Genomic DNA, 18,671 nt, shown 5'->3' with positions numbered 1-18,671 from the left:
TTTTTTTATTCAGCCAGTTTGCGGCGGAACAGCCAGGTTTTGTCGTCCGAGGCGGACGGCACGTAGGTGTAGCCGTCGATGTCGAACTTTTTCAGCTTTTGTGGATCGGTGATGCCTTTGACAGCTGCGTAGCGCGCCATCAGGCCACGCGCGCGCTTGGCGTAGAACGAGATGATCTTGTATTTGCCGTTCTTCCAGTCTTCGAACAGCGGCGTGATCACCGGCACCGCAAGCGCCTTCGGCTTGACCGACTTGAAGTATTCCTCGGACGCCAGGTTGACCAGCGTGTCGGCGCCCTGCTCGCTCGCGGTGTTGTTCAGCGCCTGGGCAATGGTGTCGCCCCAGAAGTCGTACAGGTTCTTGCCGCGCGGCGTGCTCAGGCGGGTGCCCATTTCCAGCCGGTGCGGATGGATCAGGTCCAGCGGACGCAGCATGCCATACAGGCCGGACAGGATACGGATGCGCGATTGCGCGTAGTCCAGCTGCTTCGGCTGTAAAGTGCGCGCATCGAGGCCATCATAGACGTCGCCGTTGAAGGTCATGACCGCCTGGCGCGCCTCGCTGGTGTCTTTGGTCCAGGAGGCGTAACGGGCAACGTTGAGCGCGGATAAGTTGTCGGACAAGTCCATCAGCTCACCCAGCTCGGCCGGCGAAAACTCGCGCAGGCGGTGGATCAGTTGTTCGGAGTGGTCCAGGAACGATGGTTCGGTGTGCAGCTTGGTGGTTGGCGGAGTCTCCAGGTCGAGACTTTTTGCCGGGGAAAGCACTATCAGCATAAGATTCCAAAATACATTTTTACGTAACTAGCCTACATGATACCTGTTCCAAAGAAAGTCGTTATCGACACCAACGTTTGTCTCGACCTGTTCGTCTTCAACGATCCGCGCTGGGCCAAGCTGGTCAGCGCCATCGAGCGCGGCGAGATCGAGGCCGTTACCCGTTCCGATTGCCGCGACGAGTACAACATCGTGCTGCACTATAAGCACCTGCCGCTGGACGAAGATAGTCGCCCCCTCGCCGCCGCCCGCTTCGACGCGCTGATCAAGGTGGTGGCACCGCCTGAGTCCGGCATCAAGCTGCCGGTGTGCAGCGACAAGGCCGACCAGAAATTCCTCGAAATCGCCCGCGACGCCCAGGCCGAGGTGCTGATCACCAAGGACAAGGCGCTGCTGAAGCTGGCCCGCCGGCTGGCGCGCGAAGGCATGTTCAAGGTGATGTTGCCAGAGAAGTGGATTGCGCTAGAATAGGTCATCTGTCCATAACAACGCCTCTGCCGATGACGCCTCAACTGACGACACGCCTGCCCGCAGTCGGAACCACCGTATTCACCCGCATGTCCCAGCTGGCCGCGCAGGCCGGCGCCGTCAACCTCGGCCAGGGCTTTCCGGATTTCGGCTGCGAGCGCAGCCTGCTGGCCGCCGTCAACGACGCCATGCAGGCCGATTTCAACCAGTATCCGATGATGAGCGGCGCGCCGGTGCTGCGCCAGGCCATCGTCGCCAAGATCGCCGCGCTGTACGGGCACGAATACCACGTCGACAGCGAGATCACCGTCACCGCCGGCGCCACCCAGGCGCTGACCACCGCCATCTTCTGCTGCGTGCATCCTGGCGACGAGGTGATCGTCATCGAGCCGGTGTACGACAGCTATGTGCCGGCGATTACGCTGGCCGGCGGCGTGCCGGTGTCGGTGGAAATGGAAGTCGGGGCCGATGGCTATACCGTGCCGTGGGCCAAGGTGGCTGCCGCCGTCAACGGCAAGACGCGCCTGATCGTCATCAACACGCCGCACAATCCCACCAGCACCGTGCTGCGCGCCGCCGACATGCAGGCGCTGAGCGACATCGTGCGCGGCACCGATGTGCTGATCCTGTCGGATGAAGTCTACGAACACATGGTCTATGATGGCCAGCGCCACGAATCGGTCAGCCGCTATCCCGAACTGGCGGAGCGTGCTTTCGTGGTGTCCAGCTTCGGCAAGACGTACCACGTCACCGGCTGGAAGATCGGCTATGTGGCGGCGCCGGCGCCATTGATGGCGGAATTCCGCAAGGTCCACCAGTACAACGTTTTCAGCGTCAACACGCCGATGCAGCATGGCATCGCCAGCTACATGGCCGATCCGACACCATATCTCGAACTGCCAATGTTTTATCAGCGCAAGCGCGACCTGTTCCGCGATGGCCTGAAAAAATCGCGTTTTGAGTTGTTGCCAGCCGACGGCACCTACTTTCAATGCGTGCGCTACGATAAAATCTCATCACAGACGGAAGCCGAATTCGCCGAATGGCTGACCACCGAGATCAAGGTGGCGGCGATTCCTGTATCGGCGTTTTATCAGCAAGGCAAGGAGTCCGGCATCGTGCGCTTCTGCTTTGCCAAAAAGGACGAGACACTGGCACTGGCGCTGCAGCGCCTGGCCCAAGTTTAAGATCGGGATGGAAATGTCCGACACCAATCCAAATAATGAATCGTCGTCGGCGCTGCATCAGCTCAACCTGTGCAATCGCCGCCTGGAGCGCCTGCTGCACAATCTGCGCAACGAGCACAACGCCGAGGGCGAGATGCGCGACATCGCCGCCGATGTAATACGCGCGGTCGAGATCAATCCCGACGTGGCGCTGGCCTGCATCTTCCTCGGTCAGATCAATGGCACTTATGCGGTGCGCCACTGTATCGAGACGGCGGTGGTGACGGTGGTGATTGCGCGCAGCATGCAGATGAGCGCCGCCAGCACGCTGACGGTGACTGCGGCCGCGCTGACCATGAATGTCGGCATGCTGCGCCATCACGAGGGTTTCCAGAACAAGAATGCGCCGCTGAGCAAGGAAGAAATGGCCATCGTGCGCCGTCATCCGGAGGAAAGCGCGGACATGCTGCGCTGCGTTGGCGTGGATGACGATGACTGGATTTCCTGCGTGCTGATGCATCACGAAAACGATGAGGGCAGCGGCTATCCGTCAGGCATCGCCAGCCCGGAAGTCACGCTGAACGCCAAGCTGCTGAGCTTTGCGGACCGCTATTGCGCGCAGGTATCGGCGCGCAATTACCGCAAGTCGATCCTGCCCAGCCTGGCGTTGCGCAATCTGGTGGAGGATAAGGCGGCGCCGGTTGATCCGCATCTGGCCGACTGCTTCAAGCGCGAGCTGGGCGACTTTCCGCCGGGCTGCCTGGTGCGCCTGGACGGCGGTGAGATTGGCGTGGTCAGCCGCCGTCAGGGCTGTAGCAACGGTTTGCAGGTGCACTACCTGCGCGATGCTGCCGGCGCGATGATGACGCCGGCGCAGCCGCGCTGCTGCAATACGGGCTTGGGCGGCATCTCCGAGGGCCTCAGCGAAGACGAGGCCGCCACCCGCTTCAGCATGAAGCAGATCTGGGGCGCGCAAGCCAGCCTGTAATCAGCGCGACAGTTGGTCCAGCTTGCGGTCGACGAAGGATTTCAGTTCCGGTGTCAGGCCGATGCCGCTGCGTGCATGGCGATAAGCTTCGCGCGCCTCCGGCAGGTGCTGGTCCGCTTGCAGCGAAATTCCCAGGCCCATCCACCATATCGCATTGTCCGGCGCGATTGCCAGCGCGTTGCGGTACTGTTCCGCCGCTTCGGCGTGACGCTGTTCACGTTGCAGCACGCCGGCCAGGAAGCCGAGGTATTCGGCATTGTTGCCGGCGTAGGGCAAGGTCTTCAGCAAGGTATCCAACGCCGGGCCGCCCTTCTCCAGTTGCAGACGCGCCAGGATGATCGCCAGGCCGGGCTGGCGGGTGTCGATGCCCAGCGCCAGGCGCAGTTGGCGGATGGCGTCGTCGGTGCGGCGGTTTTCCAGCAGCAGGCTGACATAGGTTTGACGCGCGGCGTCGTTGCGCGGATCGATTTCGACGGCCTTATCCAGGTCGGCCAGCGCAGCGTTGATGCGGCCTTCCTGCAATGCCGACAGCGCATGGCGGTAGCTGTTTTCCGACATTTGCTTCGGCGTCAGCTCGCGCACGACTACGCCTTCAGATTTGGCTGCCGACGCGGCTTTACGTTCGCGAGCGGCCTCCGATGGCGCAGCGTGTTCAGCCAATTCCGTCGCCGCACTGCTCGATGCGCGTGGCAGACGCGGCGCGCGCTCAACAGCCGCCCGCGCCGGCTTGGCCGCCGCAGGCGCGCTGTCCGTCAACCGCGGCGTGGCCGCGCCGACCGGCGACTTGATCGACACCGGCGTGCTGTGCGCCAATTGCGGCGTGGCCGCATCGGTAGGCAACTTGGTCGAAGCAAGCGCGGCATCCTGGTGGCTGCCTACGGCCGACACTGGCGTGGCATCCCGGCGGCTACCTACGGCCGACGCTGGCGCGGCATCCTGGTGGCTGCCTACGGCCGACGATGGCGTGGCGCCCGGCTGGCTAGCCGTGGCCGACGTGGGCGCAGGCGCGCTGCCCGGCTGGCTGGCTGCTGGCACCGCCGTGCGTGGCGGTCGATTATCGACGATCTTGGGCGCCGGTCCAGGTGGCGGCGCGCTGTGCGACTGCCAATACTGCCAGCCATACCATCCGCCCGCCGCCAGCACCAGCACGCCGGCAACAGCGCCGCCAATCAGCAAAGGCCGGCGATCCCGCTCCGTCACCGGCACGGCCTTCACTTCCTGCTGATGCACAGCATCCTCCCCGGCGCCGCCGCGCGCGTCCAGGTCCTGCAGCATTTTATTAATCAAGCTCATTTGGTCAGCGCCCAGGTCAAACCGCAAGCGGCGATGAGCAAGCTTACACCCGCCGCCATCCAAGGCCAGCGCACGCCGCGCGCGGCCGCCACCGTATCGCTGGCCGCCAGGCTGACGTGACGCCCGCTCACCTGCTGCTTGCCCTCGCCAAAACACAGCATCAGCGACTTGTTGGCCATGATGTTCACCAGACGCGGAATCCCGCCGCTGGCCTTGTACAAACGCGAAATCGCCGCCCGGCTGAACAGCCGTCCGCCGGTATAGCCCGCCACCCGCAAACGATGCGCGATGTAATACTCGATATCATCGCGCGACAGCGGCCCCAGGTGATAATGAAACGTGATGCGCTGCGCCAGCTGGCGGATCGCATTCGCCTGCAAATGCTGATTCAGCTCAGGCTGGCCAAACAGCACGATCTGCAACAGCTTGCGCTTCTCGGTTTCCAGATTGGTCAGCAGGCGCAAGGCTTCCAGGCTCTCGGTCGGAATCGCCTGCGCCTCGTCCAGCAGCAACAGCACCTGCTTGCCCTCGCGCGCCAGGTCCATCAAGCGATTGGTGATCGACTTCAGCAGCTGGTGCTGGTCAACATCCTTCTCCAGCGGCACTTCCAATTCATCGGCCAGCGCCAGCATCAGCGTGCGCGGCTCCAGGTAGGGATTCGGAATATACGCCGTCACAAAATCCGGGCCGATGGTGGCGATGAATTTACGGCACAGCAGCGTCTTGCCGGTGCCCACCTCGCCGGTGATCTTGATGAAGCCCTCGCCGCTCTTGGCCGCCACCAGCAGGGTATTCAACGCCTCTTGCGAATGCGGGCTGGTGAAGAAATAGCTGGTATCCGGCGTGATGCTGAACGGCGCTTCACGCAGGCCAAAGTGTTTGCTGTACATAATCAGTTGCGCCCCCCGGCGCGGCCAGGGTCCAGTTCCTTCATGCGACGACCGCTATCCAGCAGATCGCGATTCCAGTCGGACGAGGTTTCCACGATGGTCGGCTTGATCAGCACCACCAGTTCGCGCTTCTGCACCACTTCGCTCTTGCTGCCGAACAGCGCACCAATCACCGGAACCTTGGCCATGCCCGGCAGGCCGGAGTTATCGGTGGTGGTGGCCTGACGCATCAGGCCACCGATCGCCACCACCTGGCCGTTCTGTCCACGCACCATGCTGTCCATTTCCGATGTCGACGACGCCGCCAGCGGCAGGTTGTAGTTGCCCAGCGAACCCAGATTCAACGATTTATTGATGGTCGATACCTGGCTCACCGATGGGTGTACGTGCAGGATGATGTTGCCTTCGTCATCGATCTGCGGCGTCACATCCAGCACCACACCCGAGAAGAACGGCTGCAGCGTCACGGTCGGCGACGTCACGCCGGTGCCGTTGCCGGCGGTGCTGGTGGTGGTACTGACGCCGGTGACATAGAACTCGTCGGTGCCGATCTTCAGCAGCGCCTTCTGGTTGTTCAGCGTGGCGATGCGCGGGCTGGACAGCACATGCACCGTTCCCTGCCCCTCAAGGAAGGAAATCAGCGCAGCGAAATTACTGGTCTGGAACGCCAGGCCCAACAGCGTGCCCGCCGCATCGGCCGAGGCACCGATCAGGCTGCCGGGCGTGGCGCTGACGCCGGCTTTGCCGGTGCTGCTCAGCGGCGTCCCCTGCGGCCCCAGCGTGGCGCCCGGCTGCAAGGTACCAATCGAGAAATGCTTGCCGAACGCCGCCCAGTTGACGCCACTCTGGAAGTTGCTATTCAGCTCCACCTCCAGAATCTTGGCTTCCAGGATCACCTGGCGGTCAACGGACAGCTGGGTGGCGCGCAGATACAGGTCCACATTGCGCAATTCATCCGGCATCGCGCGCACCACCAGCACGCCGGACTGCGGGCTGATGGTGACGCTGCGTCCATCCTTGCCGACGGTGACAATGGCTTCCAGCGCGGACTTCAGCTCCAGCCAGAAATCGCTTTCCGAGACGGTGGCGACATTGGCCGAGTCACGCTGGCTCTGGCTGCCGCCGGGATTGTTGGGATCGTTGCTGTTATTGTTGTTATTCGTATTGTTATTGCCGTTGTTGCCGTTGTTCTGACTACCGCTATTGCTGGTGCCGGCATTGGCGACCGATGTCGACGATACGCGCAGGCTGGACTGCCCCTTGCGCACTGCGGTCAGGTAGTTGATCTTGAACATCTTGGTCTGCATGGTCAGCGGACGGATGTAGATGCGCGTGCCTTCCACCTTGTAGTCGTAGCCATACAGTTCGCGGATCGCGTCCAGCGCCTCGAACAGCGTCACGTCTTTCAGGTTGGCGGTGATATTGCCGGTGACTTCCGGGTTGATCAGCATGTTGTAGCGGGTGCCGGCAACAATCGAGTTGTAGAACTGCTGCACCGGCACATTGTTGAACGAGACGTTGAAGCGCTCCTCCAGCACCACGCGCGCCTTCGGCAGTTGTTCGCTCAGTTGCGACACCGGCGGCAGCAAGGCGGCCGACACGGCTTCGTTCTGCGTCACCGTGGCCGGCTTGGCGGCGGCGGCGCTCACCTCGCCGCTGATCTTGTCGTAGGTATCGCGCGTGGACGCGGTCTGGCAGCCCCCCAGCAGCAGCATGGAGGTCGCGAAAGCGATGGTCAGGATATTTTGCATACTCGTTCTTCGCATTTAATGTGCGGCTTTCTTGGCCGCTTCGGGGAACAGCGTCAGGGTCTGCTTGTTCCTGCCGTTTTGCAGCACCACCTGGTTCTTGCCGACCTGGACCAGCGTGGCGCCATTGAATTTTTCGCCCCTGCGCACGGTCTGGCCGTCGATCACCGCCACCTGGCGACCGTTCGAGCCGATCAATACCGATTGCAGCACAGGGCCACGGGACACCTGCACATCCGCCTCACTGGCGGGCAGCAGGCGCGATTCCGGCGGGGGCTGGGTCGGATCGGTCAGCGCTTGCGCGCTGGCGACGCCGGACAGCATCAGCAGCAGCAGGCTGGGGCTTAGCGCGCGTTTCATAGTTTCATCCATTTCTGGTCCAGGCTCAGCGTGTACAGCGTCAGCGTCAGGCGCGAATTCGGATACTGCTGCGCGTCCAGATGGGCTTTGCCCCAGAACAGCTGCACCGGCAGCGATTCCAGCGCATCCATATAGCCGATCATGTCCAGGTAGCTGCCTTGCAATACGATCTCGACGCCGTGACGGTACAGCAGCTCACGCGGCTTGCGCGGCGCGACAGCGGCCTTGGCGCCAGCGGCGGCCGGCGCAGCTGATGTTGTTGGCGCGACTGAAGCGGCCGGCGGCGTCGCAGCATTGGCCGGTTGCGCCGCCTCGTTCAGGCCGGCGACCGGCAAGGTCTTCATCGATACCAGCTTCAGTTTGCCATTGCCGCGCAACAGATGCTCCAGCAAAGGCGCGATCTTGTCCGGCGCCACCAGGCCTTTTTGCACCGCCATCAGGCCGGCGCTGGTGGTGTCGATTTCCTGCCGTACTTTGGTCAGCCGCTCGCGCGTGCTGGCGTCCGGATCAACCACAAAGGTTTGCGCCTTGGCGCTGATTTCAGCATCGATGCCGGCGATCTGGTTTTGCTGGCTCTTGATCTGCAAGCTCAGCACCTTCTGCCGGCTCAGCAAAGGCTCCACCGACACCGTGTAAATCAGGAACAGGATGGCAGCTACTACTGCCGCGAAGATCATCGCGCGTTCGCGCAGCGTCATCGCATCCAGCTTGCTGCTCAGCTTAATCCATTGTTGCAGCAATTGCTCTTTCATTTGGCAGCCTCCTGCACTGGCGTCGATTGCAGGCTGAACTCAACGAATGACGACGCCGCCGCTGCGGCCGGTGCCGTGTCTGCCGGTGCTGGCGCAGCAGCCGCTTGCGACGGCGGTGCGTCCGGCCGGCCGATATCCAGGCTGGCGAAAGCCTTGCCGTGCATGACGCGCTCGCCGGTCAGGCGGGCGATGTAGTTCGGGATCAGCGTCGCTTGCATGGCCCTGCCCTGCACGCCGATGTCGGTGCCGGCGCCGCTGATGGTGACGCCGGTGAGCCACAGGCCGTTGACGTTCTGGCGCGAGAAGGCGCGGAAGTATTCAGCATAGCCGCTGGTGTTGCCCAGCGCGCCGCCTTGCAGCACCGCCGAGACATCGCGTAATGCTTTAAGCTCGGCTTCGGCATCATTCAGATCGGCCTGTAACACGGCGTCCGGAGCGCGCGGCGCAAACTGCGCATTGGCACGTATCAATTGCTGCTCGCGTTTGGCCAGCGTGGCCTTGCCTTCGTTGGCTAATTGCTCCAGCTCGTCCACATTGTTGGCGGCGTACCAGTTCAGCAGCAGCGCACCAGCGATGATGACGCCCAGCGCCTCAGCCATCGGCAAGGCGGTGAAAATCTTCTTCTGCTTGAGGAAGATCGGATTGAACAGGTTGATCTGCTGGCTCACAGCGTCACCTCCTCATGCCGAAGGGCCGCGCCCAGCGTCAGGAAGAAACGCTGTTGCTGGGCGACGTCCCTCAATTCCGGTGCTTTGGAGAGGTCGAACACATCGTCCAGCGTCATTGCTTCCACCGGCATGTACAGATTGGAGGCCAGGTGCTCGTGCAAGCCCTCGGCGCCGGTTGGCGCCAGCAGCAGCTTGAGCACATTCACGTAAGAGAATTGGCGATCAAAGTGATCCAACGAGCGTTGCAGCTCCAGCGTGATCTTGTCGAACTGCGCTTGCTGGCGGTCGGAATCGCGCTCCAGCAATTGCTCCAGCGTGACGTCGATGCGGCGCGACAGGTACAGCTCGGCCTTGTAGGTGATGGTCAGCAGGCCGCCGTCGGCGTCGAAGGACAGCATGGCCAGGCCACGGCCGTCGGTTTCCAGCAGGGCCGAGATATTTCGCTGCGCCATTTCGGGAATGTCGATGACGTTCAGGTCCAGCTTGGCTTCGCCGAACAGCGTCTGACGCGACTGGATCAGCGTGTTGCGCGCGGCAATCGCAAACATCGAGTGGCCGCGCGATGGCGCGTTCGTATCGACCGGGATGTCGAGCACGTCGATGGTGGCGTCGTCGATATGGAAGTCCAGCATATCCTTCAAGCGCCAGCGCACGGCGGTTTTCAGCTCATCCTGCGGCACGTTGGGGGCGTCGACCATCAGTAGCTGGTATTCGCCGCCGCTGAGCATGGTGCCGCATTGATACGTGCCGGCCTTCAGCTCCTTGTTCAGGCGTGCCAGCGTTTCCGGCGACAAAGCGCTGTCCGCGGGATAGAAGGCGGCCACTTCCACGACAGCCTTGGCGTCGCGCACACGCTGCACACGGCCAGTACAAACGCCGTCGCGCAAGAAGGTGACTGTCAGCCAGCCGTCCGATTTTTTAGTTCTTTTAAAAAAACCCATATCTCAACACACGAGGTTTACGCGCTAGACGCTTGATTATATTCAACTTCCGCTGCAAAACATGCCTAAAATGACAATCCTGCTGCAAAAATACACACATTCCCACACCATTGCAGCTTTATAGCTGCGCGCGGATCACCCGCTGCACATAGTCCTGCCCCGGCGCGTTGTTCGGGCAGGCACCGTTGACGGGCTGATTGCAGGCGGTGGACTCGATGCTCACATGCCACGCGGTCTGGTCATTCGGACTGCGATCGCCAACGCCGCCGCCATCCACATCGCACGTCACCCGCACCGTCACGGTAAATCCTGACAGCGTGGTGGCCGGCGGAACAAAGCTGATCGGCGCCGGCGAATTGTTGGTGCCAGCCACTGCGGGGCAACCCAAAGCGACCGACGGCTGCGGTGGCGGTGGCAACTGCCCCTCCGGGAAGTTGGTGCGCAGGCCGCGATATGCTGCCCATTCAACGCCGGCCTTCGCAGCCTGGTACGCACGCTGCGCCTGCACGTCCCTGGCAGATGCTTCCTGCTGCGAGCTGCTCAACGAGACCACGGCCACTGCCAAACCGGCCACCACTACCAGCAGGAAGATGGCGGTCACGATGGCGACACCAGCCGACTTGCCGCGTGCCCGCAGGCGCATGAATGAGGTCTGTTTCATGGCGTGTTGTTCACCTGGATTTGCTGGGCCAGCGTGGCGGTTTCGAGGCCATTGCCACCGCTGCCAGGGCTTGGACGCGCCAGCGCAATGGCTATCCCGATCAGCGCCGTGTTGCGGTTGGCCAGTTGCTGCACGGTGAACGAGCAGCCCCGGACGTTGTCAGCCATCAGCGCGGCGCTGGCATTCGCAGTCAGCATCGCCAGATCCGGCTGATTAGCGCGGAAGTTGTAATTCGTATAGCGCGTCAGCGTGCCGGTGCCGTTGGCATTGTCCACGCAGGCAAAGGTGACAGGCGCTCGGGCAACAATGAAGCGCTTGCTGGGCGAGGAGGTAGCGCCGTTGACGAATCGGTTGGGCGCTGTCATCGTAATCACCCTGCCATTCACATCGACCTGACCCACTGTGGCGCGATTGGCGGCGTTGTTCTCATAGGCATCCGAACCTGTAATGCCGCTGCCCAGGTTGTAGACGATGATGGCGTCTCCAGGCGCGATCGCATATGGCGCAACCGGCATCGGCGTGACGACGTAGAACCGCAGGGCGTTCGCGTTGGTGAAGCTTAGCGCTGGCAGGTTGAGGTCGGTTGGGTCCGTGCCATCGCTGACATCCAGATAGCGGCCACCAGCAACGCTGGGAATGAATTCCAGCAGCGAGACGCCGCCAACGGCAGACAGGCGTATGCTGTTGGGCACAGCGCCGTGCAGTTCACGCGACATGCGGCGCAGTGCGATTTCGGCCACATCTGCCATGTCGGCGCGGGCGGCAGTGTCGACATAGCTTTGCACCGGACGGCGGATGAACAGCACCATGACGCCGGCCAGAATGGCGGTAATCACCATGACGACGATGGCTTCCACCAGCGTAAAACCGCGCGCGCGTCTGACCATCATTGTCATAGCGCCCTCGGTTCGTAGCGCGTGCGGTAGCCTTGCAACACGACGGATTCGCCAACGCCGTAGCTCACGGTGATGGTAATTTCCAGCACGTCCGCAGCGGCAATGCCGTTCAGGGCGACGTTACGCAGCGCCAGCGTGGTGGTGTAGTCGTTCAACTGGACGTTACCCAAGCCGGCCCCCAGCTGCGCGCCGGTCACGTCGGTATCAACGCCGGCAGCGTTCACAAACGGCCGCACTGAATCGCCCTGGTTGTAGTTGGCTGACGCATAGTCGTTGACGTTGTCGTATGGCCGCACGTTATTCGCTTCAGGGCCAAAATTTTCAGCTGCACCGGCGCAATAGAGTTCCGGATGCGCGGGATTCAGCGGAGGCGCCGTGATGTAGATAGCTGTGCCAGCGTTTTGATCGCCTGCATCGCAGGCGGTGAACTGCGCCTGCTGGACTTCTTCCATATAGGCCTCGGCGATCAGCATGGCTTGCTTGCGGCGGATTGGATCGGTGCTATTGCGGTTGGTCAGATCCATCACTTGCAGGATGCCGGCAGCAGCCACGCCGACGATGACGATGAACATCACCAGTTCGACGACGGTTAAACCTCGCTGGCGGCACTTACTGTACATAGCCCGTCTCCGGCCAGATGCGGATCTGGCTGCTGTTGCTGCCGCTGGTGAAGGTCAGGTCCATACGGTTGGCAAGAGACGTTGAGACGTTGGCGTTGTTGACGGTGTACGGGCGGCCAAGTGCGTCAAAGCCGATGGCGGTGACGCCGGCTTGTCCGGCGACAGCAACAGTGCCGGGGCTCCCTTCGCACATCCAGCTGGCAACGTAGACATTGTTCCGCACACAGGCGGCGCGGGTCGCGCGGCTGCCGCTATTGCTGCCGCCAGGCGCGGTTATGAGATCATTGGCGCCGCAAGCGGCAGTCGTGCAGACAGCAAAGCTGGCGCCGTCAGTACGCACGAAGATGAAGCGATTGCCAGTGACAGCCAGCTTTTGCGCGTAGCGGAGAATGGTCTTGGCCTGGTCGGCATACGCCCGGTTTTCGAACGCGTTGTTATCAAAGAACCGGGAAGCGCCTATCGCCCCCAAGATGCCCATCACGATCAGAACCGTAATCAGCTCCACCATCGTGAAGCCGGCACTGCGCCTAATATAGCCGAACTTCACGTTGCTTTCCCAGCAGCAGCAGCGGGAATTACAGGCAGGTAGCAGCTGTACCAGTGTTGACAGGAATTTCCACGGTAGCAGGAGTTGATGCCGTCGCTTCAGTGTAGATAATGGCGCAGGCGGCTTTTGGATTTTTAGCTGGCTGAATAGCCAACTGACTCGCGCTCATCGTAGGTACGTCAGAGTCCGTGCTGGTCGCGATACGGTAATCTTCAGCGTTCAAGCCCGCCGCAGCACGCAGTGCCACCGCCGTCGCCGCTGGATAGCCATATACCGTGGCAACAGAAACTCCCTCCAGCGTGACGGTAGAGCTAGCCTCGCGTGCGGTGCCATTAACCAGTGCCTGGCCGTGAGCAATCGCGCCAGCAGAGCGCAACGCGCCAGCAGCGGCATTCAGGGAAGCTGCGCGGGCATCGCCGCTCAGGTCGGAAAACTTTGGCAGGGCGGTGGCCGCCAGGATGCCGAGGATGACGATCACCACAATCAGCTCGATCAGCGTGAAGCCGCTTTGTGCGGCGCGTTGAGGGATTGCGGTGCGTGCTTGCTTGTTCATTGCTTTCTCCAAATCGTCGAAAAATCCGCGCGGTGTTCGCGCTAGTCCTTCACTTGCTCAAAGGCCACACCATCGTTGTCTGGTGCGCCTGACGGCTTGGCGGGGCGTTGGGGCAAGCGGGTCAATTTTACCTTGAATTTCAAAAGTTTCGATTGGGAATCTTCGAAAGATTTTTCATTATTTAACAAATAAATCAGGCTTTTATCACTCCGGTCGAAGCACCAATTTCCCGCGCCGATGTCTTCCTTGCTAGGGCTATACAGTTCTCCGGCATAATTGACAGGCTTAACTTTTAGTAAATTTAAAGGATTTTCTTCGGTTAAAAAGGTTAAATCTAAGCTACTTCCAGGCAATTTAGCTTGCGCCACCTTAATTTCTAAGGCGGATCGGATATTGGCAACAGTCATCTTCACAGCTACTTGCTCCGCCTCGCCTTGGTAATACCACAAGCGTTGTAGCAGCAAGCCGCCCAAAATGCCTACCACAATGAGCGATACGGCGAACTCTAACAAGCTCGCGCCGCGTTGTTTCGCCGACACAAATCTTTCCAAGAAGATCACGATTTAACACTCTTACTTATGCAAGGCTGCCTTGCCCAGGTCCCAGATCGGCAGGAAAATACCCAGCGCCAGGATCAGCACCATGATCCCCAGGAACACAATCAGAATTGGTTCGATCTGCGCCGACAAGGTCTTCAACTCATAATCGACCTCGCGCTCATACATCTGCGCAATCTCATCCATCAGATCATCGATGGAACCGCTCTCCTCGCCCACGGCGATCATCTGCAACACCACGGGCGTGAATACATTCGCGGCCGCCGCCGTGCGCAGGATGCTCTCGCCACGCTCGACGCCATCGCGCATCTGCTCCACGCGCGCCGACAGGTAGGCGTTATCCACCGTCTGCGACACCACCGACAGCGCCTGCACAATCGGCACGCCGCTACGGCTCGACAGTGCAAAGCTGCGCGCAAAGCGCGCCATGGTCGCCTTCAGGATGATCTTGCCCGCCACCGGGGTTTTAAGTTTGAACTTGTCCCACTGATACAAGCCTTTGGAGGTGCCTATCCAGGCACGAAAACCCCACACGCCCACCACCAGCGCGCCAGCCATCACTGGCCAGTAGCGCACTGTGAAATTCGACGTGGCGATCAGCACCCGCGTCATCAGCGGCAATTCGGCATTGAACTTGGCGAACACACCAACAAACGCCGGGATCACGAAAATATTCACCACCACCATCGCCGCAATCATGGCAAACACCACAAAGCTCGGATAACGCGTCGCCGTCTTGACGCGCTCACGCATGTCGCGGTCGAACTCCAGGTGATCGAACAATCGCAGGAATACTTCCTCCAGCCGTCCGGTCATCTCCCCCACCCTCACCATCGACAGGTAAAACGGCGAAAACACCGCCGGGTGACGGCGCATCGCCGCCGACAGTTCGCGCCCGGAGTCCAGCGACTCGCGCAGATCCTTGATGACTTTGCCAAACGACTTACTGACCGCCGATTCCTGCAAGCCCGCCAGTCCACGCATGATGGGCACGCCCGACTTCAGCAAGGTGTACATCTGGCGGCTGAACAGCTGCACGTCCATCGACGTGACCTTCTTCTCTAGCAGCTTGGCCCACCAGCTTTCGCCATCGGCCACTTTTTTCCGCGTGACGACGATCTCGATCGGCGTCACGCCGGTATTGAACAACTGGTCAGCCACAGCGCCGCTATCGGCCGCCTCCAGCACGCCCTGCATCAGCTCGCCGCGCGCGTTGCGGCCCTTGTACGCGAAAAAAGGCACGGATTATTCCTCGACCTGGTTACTGATGCGCATCGCTTCCGAAATCGTCGTGCGACCCTGCACCACCAGCATGACAGCATGGCGGCGCAGCGTTTCGCCAGCCATCTGCTGGCTGGCCACCTTCAGGAAGTGCGACGGATCGGGATCATTGGCCGCATCGACCACCGCCCTGGTCATCTCCAGCAACTCGTAGACGCCGGTACGGCCGCGATAGCCCATGCCGTTGCAATGCGAGCAGCCCTTGCCATGGAAGTAGCGGCCCTTGTCGACCTTGTCGTTCAACTCCAGGCTCAGCCACTCGCGCTCGGTCGGCGTCGGCTCATACGGCGTGGTGCAACTTTCGCAGATCACCCGCACCAGGCGCTGTGCCAGCACCGCCTGCAGCGACGAGCCCACCATGTAGCGCGGCACGCCCATGTCCATCAGGCGCAGCGGCGTGCTGACGGCGTCATTGGTGTGCAGCGTCGACAGCACCAGGTGACCAGTCATGGCGGCGCGCAGACCGATGGCGGCAGTTTCCTGGTCGCGCATCTCGCCGACCAGCACGATGTCCGGGTCTTGCCGCAGCGCCGAACGCAGCACGCGGGCGAAATTCAGGTCGATCTTGTCGTTGACCTGTACCTGGTTGATGCCAGCCAGCCGGTACTCGACCGGGTCTTCCACCGTAATCAGCTTTTTCTCGACCGAATTCAGTTCGGACAGCGCGCAATATAGCGTGGTGGTCTTGCCGGAGCCAGTCGGCCCGGTCACCAGCACCAGGCCGTTCGGGCGCTGGATGATGGCGCGGAATTTATCCAGCACGCCGCGCGGCATGCCGATCGCATCCAGCTTCAGCTGCGTGCCGCCCTGGTTCAGCAGGCGCATGACCACCGATTCACCGTACTGGGTCGGCATGGTCGAGATACGCACGTCGATGCGCTGATTCTTGACGCGCACGGCAAAGCGCCCATCCTGCGGCAAGCGCTTTTCCGAAATATCCAGGTCCGACATCAGCTTCAGGCGCAGGGCCAGCGATGGCGCGATCTTGATATCGGATTCGGTTTGCAGGTGCAGCACGCCGTCGATGCGGAAGCGGATCTGCAGGCGCCCTTCCTGCGGCTCGATGTGGATGTCGGAGGCGCGTACCTGCGCGGCGTCGTCAAACACCGATTGCAGCAGCTTGACCACCGGCGCTTCTTCCAGGTTCGGGCTGGCTGCCGCCAGCGCGCCGAAGTCGACCGAGGCATCGCCCAGATCCTGCTCCAGCTCGCGCGCCAGGTCGGAAATGTCTTCGGTGCGGCGGTAGATGCGGTCGATCGCTCCCATCACCTCGGTCTCGTTGACCACTGCCAGCTCGATGTCCTGTTTGACGATGCGAACGATCTCGTCATATGCAAACAGGTCGGTCGGGTCGGACATGCCGACCAGCAGCGAACCGCGACGGTCTTCCAGCACCAGCGCGCGGAAGCGGCGCGCCTGGGTTTCCGGCAGCAGCCGCACGATCTCGGGATTGATGTTGAAGAACTTCAGGTTCAGGTACGGAATGTTGAGCTGGCGCGCTAGCGCGCTGGCGATCTGCTCTTCGGTCACATAGCCGTTCTCGATAAACACGCGGCCCAGCTTGCGGCCGCTGCGTTTTTGGTCGGCCAACGCCAGTCCCAGTTGTTCCTCCGACAGCAGCTTTTGCTGCACGAGGATTTCACCCAGCCGGACTTTATCTGGCCTAGACATACCTACTCCTTAACAATTGTCACCAAAACTTGCGGCCATTCTATGACAGATGGGCGTTCAGGGCGAGTTAAGGTGTCGCTTTCTTTGGACGGATGCGCTACAGTGTAGGTCGTTTCAACAGCCTCGCCGAACCATGACCGTGCCCGCCCTGCGTTTCCAGCAAGTCGTCAAACGCTATGGTGCGGCCACTGTACTGCGCGGCGTAGACCTGGAACTGCGCGTCGGCGAGAGCTTTGGCCTGGTCGGCGTCAATGGCGCCGGCAAAACCAGCCTGATCAAATGTCTGTTGGATTTTTGTGCACTGGACGGCGGCAGCATTGACATCTTCGGCCAGCCGCACCATCGGCCCAGCGCGCGCGCGACGCTGGGCTTCCTGCCCGAACGCTTCACGCCGCCCTACTATTTGACCGGTGCCGACTTCATCCGCTATCTGCTGAGCTTGCAGGGCATGCGTTACGATCCACAAGCTGTGTCCGCTACGCTGGCCGCGCTCGACCTGGATGCGCACGCGCTCAAACAGAAAGTGCGCAATTATTCCAAAGGCATGACGCAAAAGCTGGGCCTGGCAGCCAGTCTACTGGCACAGAAGCCGCTGTATGTGCTGGACGAGCCTATGAGTGGCCTCGATCCAAAAGCGCGCGCATGCCTGAAAGAGCAGCTGCGCGCGCGGCACCGGGCCGGCAGCACGCTGTTCCTGACCTCGCACGCGCTGGCTGATGTTGACGAGCTGTGCGACCGCATGGCCATCCTGCATGACGGCCACATCCGTTTTGCCGGCACGCCGGCAGAATGCCGCGCGCAATATGGCGTCGCCACGCTGGAGCAAGCCTTCCTGGCTTGCATCGCCTAAGCGAGCCGTCATGTACCAATCTCACTTCGGCTTGCGCGAATCGCCGTTCAACATCACGCCCAATCCGGCCTTCTTCTATGCGGGTAACGAGCGTGGCGATATCCTCGAAGCGATGCTGTACGCGGTCAGCCACGGCGAAGGCATTATTAAAGTGACCGGCGAGGTCGGTGCCGGCAAGACCATGCTGTGCCGCATGCTGGAACGCCGCATGCCACGGCACATCGATGTGATTTATCTGGTCAATCCGAATCTCGATCCGCTGGAGGTGCAGCATGCCATCGCTGCCGAGCTGGGACTGGCAACCCATGGCCTGCGCGCCGATGAGGTGCAGCGCAGCCTGCACGCCGAACTGATCAGACGGCACAGCGCCGGTCGCCAGGTTGTGCTACTGGTGGAAGAAGCCCAGGCCATGCCACTCGACACGCTGGAAGCGATCCGCCTGTTGACCAATCTGGAGACGGCGCGCAGCAAACTGCTGCAAATCGTACTGTTTGGCCAGCCGGAGCTGGACCAGCATCTCGATCTGTCCAGCATGCGCCAGCTAAAAGAGCGCATCACCCATAGTTTCACCGTGCCAGCACTGCATGCGTCGCTGACCGCCGACTTCCTCGCCCACCGCCTGCGCGCCGCCGGCCATGAAGGCACGCCGATCTTCAGCCCGGCAGCCGCGCGGCTGATCGCCAACGCCTCGGAAGGCATCGTCCGCCGCATCAACATCCTGGCCGACAAGGCGCTGCTGGCCGCGTTTGCGGCCGATGCCGCCGTGGTCGAAGCCAGGCATGCGCGGCAGGCCATCGCTGAGTCACCATTCGGTCAGCGCCGCTTGCAAACAGCACGTTGGTGGCGACCTGTTGCGCTGACGTGTTTGCTGCTGCTTCTAATTGGCGGAATTTGCTGGAGCGTCCTTGCGGCGGCATCAAATTTATAAGATCATGTCAGACATAATTGTAAAATTGCAACAAACCTTCCTGCGTCATCCGTGGGC

Annotated in this window: 21 protein-coding genes; 5 read left to right on the top strand and 16 right to left on the bottom strand. The window is 61.4% G+C overall.

Going from position 1 to position 18,671, the window contains the following annotated elements; all coding sequences use genetic code 11:
• Window positions 1-5: 5 nt before the first annotated feature.
• Entirely contained in the window at window positions 6-776 is a 771-nt protein-coding gene (gene yaaA, locus BLS51_RS17440; RefSeq protein ID WP_090185270.1) for a peroxide stress protein YaaA, read from the bottom strand.
• Window positions 777-812: 36 nt separating this feature from the next.
• On the opposite strand from yaaA, the gene BLS51_RS17435 reads away from it, so the two are divergent.
• The 3 genes from BLS51_RS17435 to BLS51_RS17425 are packed head-to-tail and all read left to right on the top strand — an operon-like array spanning window position 813 to window position 3,398.
• Window positions 813-1,247: a putative toxin-antitoxin system toxin component, PIN family gene (locus BLS51_RS17435; RefSeq protein WP_090185267.1), complete on the top strand. Its 435-nt coding sequence runs from the start codon at window positions 813-815 to the stop codon at window positions 1,245-1,247.
• Between the two features lie 29 nt (window positions 1,248-1,276).
• Window positions 1,277-2,431: a pyridoxal phosphate-dependent aminotransferase gene (locus BLS51_RS17430; protein ID WP_090185262.1), complete on the top strand. Its 1,155-nt coding sequence runs from the start codon at window positions 1,277-1,279 to the stop codon at window positions 2,429-2,431.
• 7 nt (window positions 2,432-2,438) lie between these two features.
• A complete protein-coding gene (locus BLS51_RS17425; protein ID WP_229208069.1) occupies window positions 2,439-3,398 on the top strand; it encodes an HD-GYP domain-containing protein in 960 nt (319 codons plus the stop codon).
• On the opposite strand, the gene BLS51_RS17420 is transcribed toward BLS51_RS17425, so the two are convergent.
• The 15 genes from BLS51_RS17420 to BLS51_RS17350 form a co-directional block, all read right to left on the bottom strand.
• Window positions 3,399-4,691 carry a tetratricopeptide repeat protein gene (locus BLS51_RS17420; RefSeq protein WP_090185258.1) on the bottom strand — a complete coding sequence of 431 codons (1,293 nt, stop codon included), beginning with the start codon at window positions 4,689-4,691 and terminating at the stop codon, window positions 3,399-3,401. It abuts the gene before it with no gap.
• Window positions 4,688-5,581: an ExeA family protein gene (locus BLS51_RS17415; protein ID WP_090185252.1), complete on the bottom strand. Its 894-nt coding sequence runs from the start codon at window positions 5,579-5,581 to the stop codon at window positions 4,688-4,690. Before BLS51_RS17415 ends, BLS51_RS17420 begins: the two co-directional genes overlap by 4 nt.
• Before the next feature lie 2 nt (window positions 5,582-5,583).
• Complete coding sequence (mshL, locus tag BLS51_RS17410) at window positions 5,584-7,332, bottom strand: pilus (MSHA type) biogenesis protein MshL (RefSeq protein ID WP_090185247.1); 1,749 nt, start codon at window positions 7,330-7,332, stop codon at window positions 5,584-5,586.
• A gap of 15 nt (window positions 7,333-7,347) precedes the next feature.
• Entirely contained in the window at window positions 7,348-7,689 is a 342-nt protein-coding gene (locus BLS51_RS17405; protein WP_090185244.1) for a hypothetical protein, read from the bottom strand.
• Window positions 7,686-8,441: a hypothetical protein gene (locus tag BLS51_RS17400; RefSeq protein WP_090185240.1), complete on the bottom strand. Its 756-nt coding sequence runs from the start codon at window positions 8,439-8,441 to the stop codon at window positions 7,686-7,688. Before BLS51_RS17400 ends, BLS51_RS17405 begins: the two co-directional genes overlap by 4 nt.
• Window positions 8,438-9,109, bottom strand: coding sequence for a hypothetical protein (locus tag BLS51_RS17395; RefSeq protein ID WP_090185239.1), 672 nt, complete (start codon window positions 9,107-9,109; stop codon window positions 8,438-8,440). The genes BLS51_RS17400 and BLS51_RS17395 overlap by 4 nt, the downstream gene beginning before the upstream one ends.
• Complete coding sequence (gene pilM, locus BLS51_RS17390; protein ID WP_090185238.1) at window positions 9,106-10,050, bottom strand: type IV pilus biogenesis protein PilM; 945 nt, start codon at window positions 10,048-10,050, stop codon at window positions 9,106-9,108. Before pilM ends, BLS51_RS17395 begins: the two co-directional genes overlap by 4 nt.
• A 118-nt stretch (window positions 10,051-10,168) precedes the next feature.
• Window positions 10,169-10,711 (bottom strand): agglutinin biogenesis protein MshP, encoded by a 543-nt coding sequence (locus BLS51_RS17385; RefSeq protein ID WP_229207625.1) that lies wholly within the window; start codon window positions 10,709-10,711, stop codon window positions 10,169-10,171.
• Window positions 10,708-11,601: a type II secretion system protein gene (locus BLS51_RS17380; protein WP_175472609.1), complete on the bottom strand. Its 894-nt coding sequence runs from the start codon at window positions 11,599-11,601 to the stop codon at window positions 10,708-10,710. Before BLS51_RS17380 ends, BLS51_RS17385 begins: the two co-directional genes overlap by 4 nt.
• Window positions 11,602-11,603: 2 nt before the next feature.
• Window positions 11,604-12,227 carry a type IV pilus modification PilV family protein gene (locus tag BLS51_RS17375; RefSeq protein ID WP_090185235.1) on the bottom strand — a complete coding sequence of 208 codons (624 nt, stop codon included), beginning with the start codon at window positions 12,225-12,227 and terminating at the stop codon, window positions 11,604-11,606.
• Window positions 12,217-12,774 (bottom strand): type II secretion system protein, encoded by a 558-nt coding sequence (locus tag BLS51_RS17370; protein ID WP_090185232.1) that lies wholly within the window; start codon window positions 12,772-12,774, stop codon window positions 12,217-12,219. The genes BLS51_RS17375 and BLS51_RS17370 overlap by 11 nt, the downstream gene beginning before the upstream one ends.
• 28 nt (window positions 12,775-12,802) lie before the next feature.
• Window positions 12,803-13,327 (bottom strand): type II secretion system protein, encoded by a 525-nt coding sequence (locus BLS51_RS17365; RefSeq protein WP_090185228.1) that lies wholly within the window; start codon window positions 13,325-13,327, stop codon window positions 12,803-12,805.
• A 41-nt stretch (window positions 13,328-13,368) separates the two neighbouring features.
• Window positions 13,369-13,866: a type II secretion system protein gene (locus tag BLS51_RS17360; protein WP_090185223.1), complete on the bottom strand. Its 498-nt coding sequence runs from the start codon at window positions 13,864-13,866 to the stop codon at window positions 13,369-13,371.
• Between the two features lie 33 nt (window positions 13,867-13,899).
• Window positions 13,900-15,126 carry a type II secretion system F family protein gene (locus BLS51_RS17355; protein ID WP_090185220.1) on the bottom strand — a complete coding sequence of 409 codons (1,227 nt, stop codon included), beginning with the start codon at window positions 15,124-15,126 and terminating at the stop codon, window positions 13,900-13,902.
• Between the two features lie 3 nt (window positions 15,127-15,129).
• The gene (locus BLS51_RS17350; protein WP_090185217.1) at window positions 15,130-16,836 is read right to left on the bottom strand and encodes a GspE/PulE family protein; all 1,707 of its coding nucleotides are present in this window, start codon (window positions 16,834-16,836) and stop codon (window positions 15,130-15,132) included.
• A 133-nt stretch (window positions 16,837-16,969) separates the two neighbouring features.
• On the opposite strand from BLS51_RS17350, the gene BLS51_RS17345 reads away from it, so the two are divergent.
• Both BLS51_RS17345 and BLS51_RS17340 read left to right on the top strand, forming a co-directional pair.
• Window positions 16,970-17,686 (top strand): ABC transporter ATP-binding protein, encoded by a 717-nt coding sequence (locus BLS51_RS17345; protein WP_090185214.1) that lies wholly within the window; start codon window positions 16,970-16,972, stop codon window positions 17,684-17,686.
• A gap of 10 nt (window positions 17,687-17,696) precedes the next feature.
• On the top strand, window positions 17,697-18,614 hold the full coding sequence (locus tag BLS51_RS17340; protein WP_090185206.1) for an ExeA family protein: 918 nt from the start codon (window positions 17,697-17,699) through the stop codon (window positions 18,612-18,614).
• The last annotated feature ends 57 nt before the right edge of the window (window positions 18,615-18,671 follow it).

The sequence above is a fragment of the Duganella sp. OV510 genome (assembly GCF_900100205.1).
Classification (GTDB): domain Bacteria; phylum Pseudomonadota; class Gammaproteobacteria; order Burkholderiales; family Burkholderiaceae_D; genus Rugamonas.
This window is presented reverse-complemented; position numbering and strand designations above follow the sequence as displayed.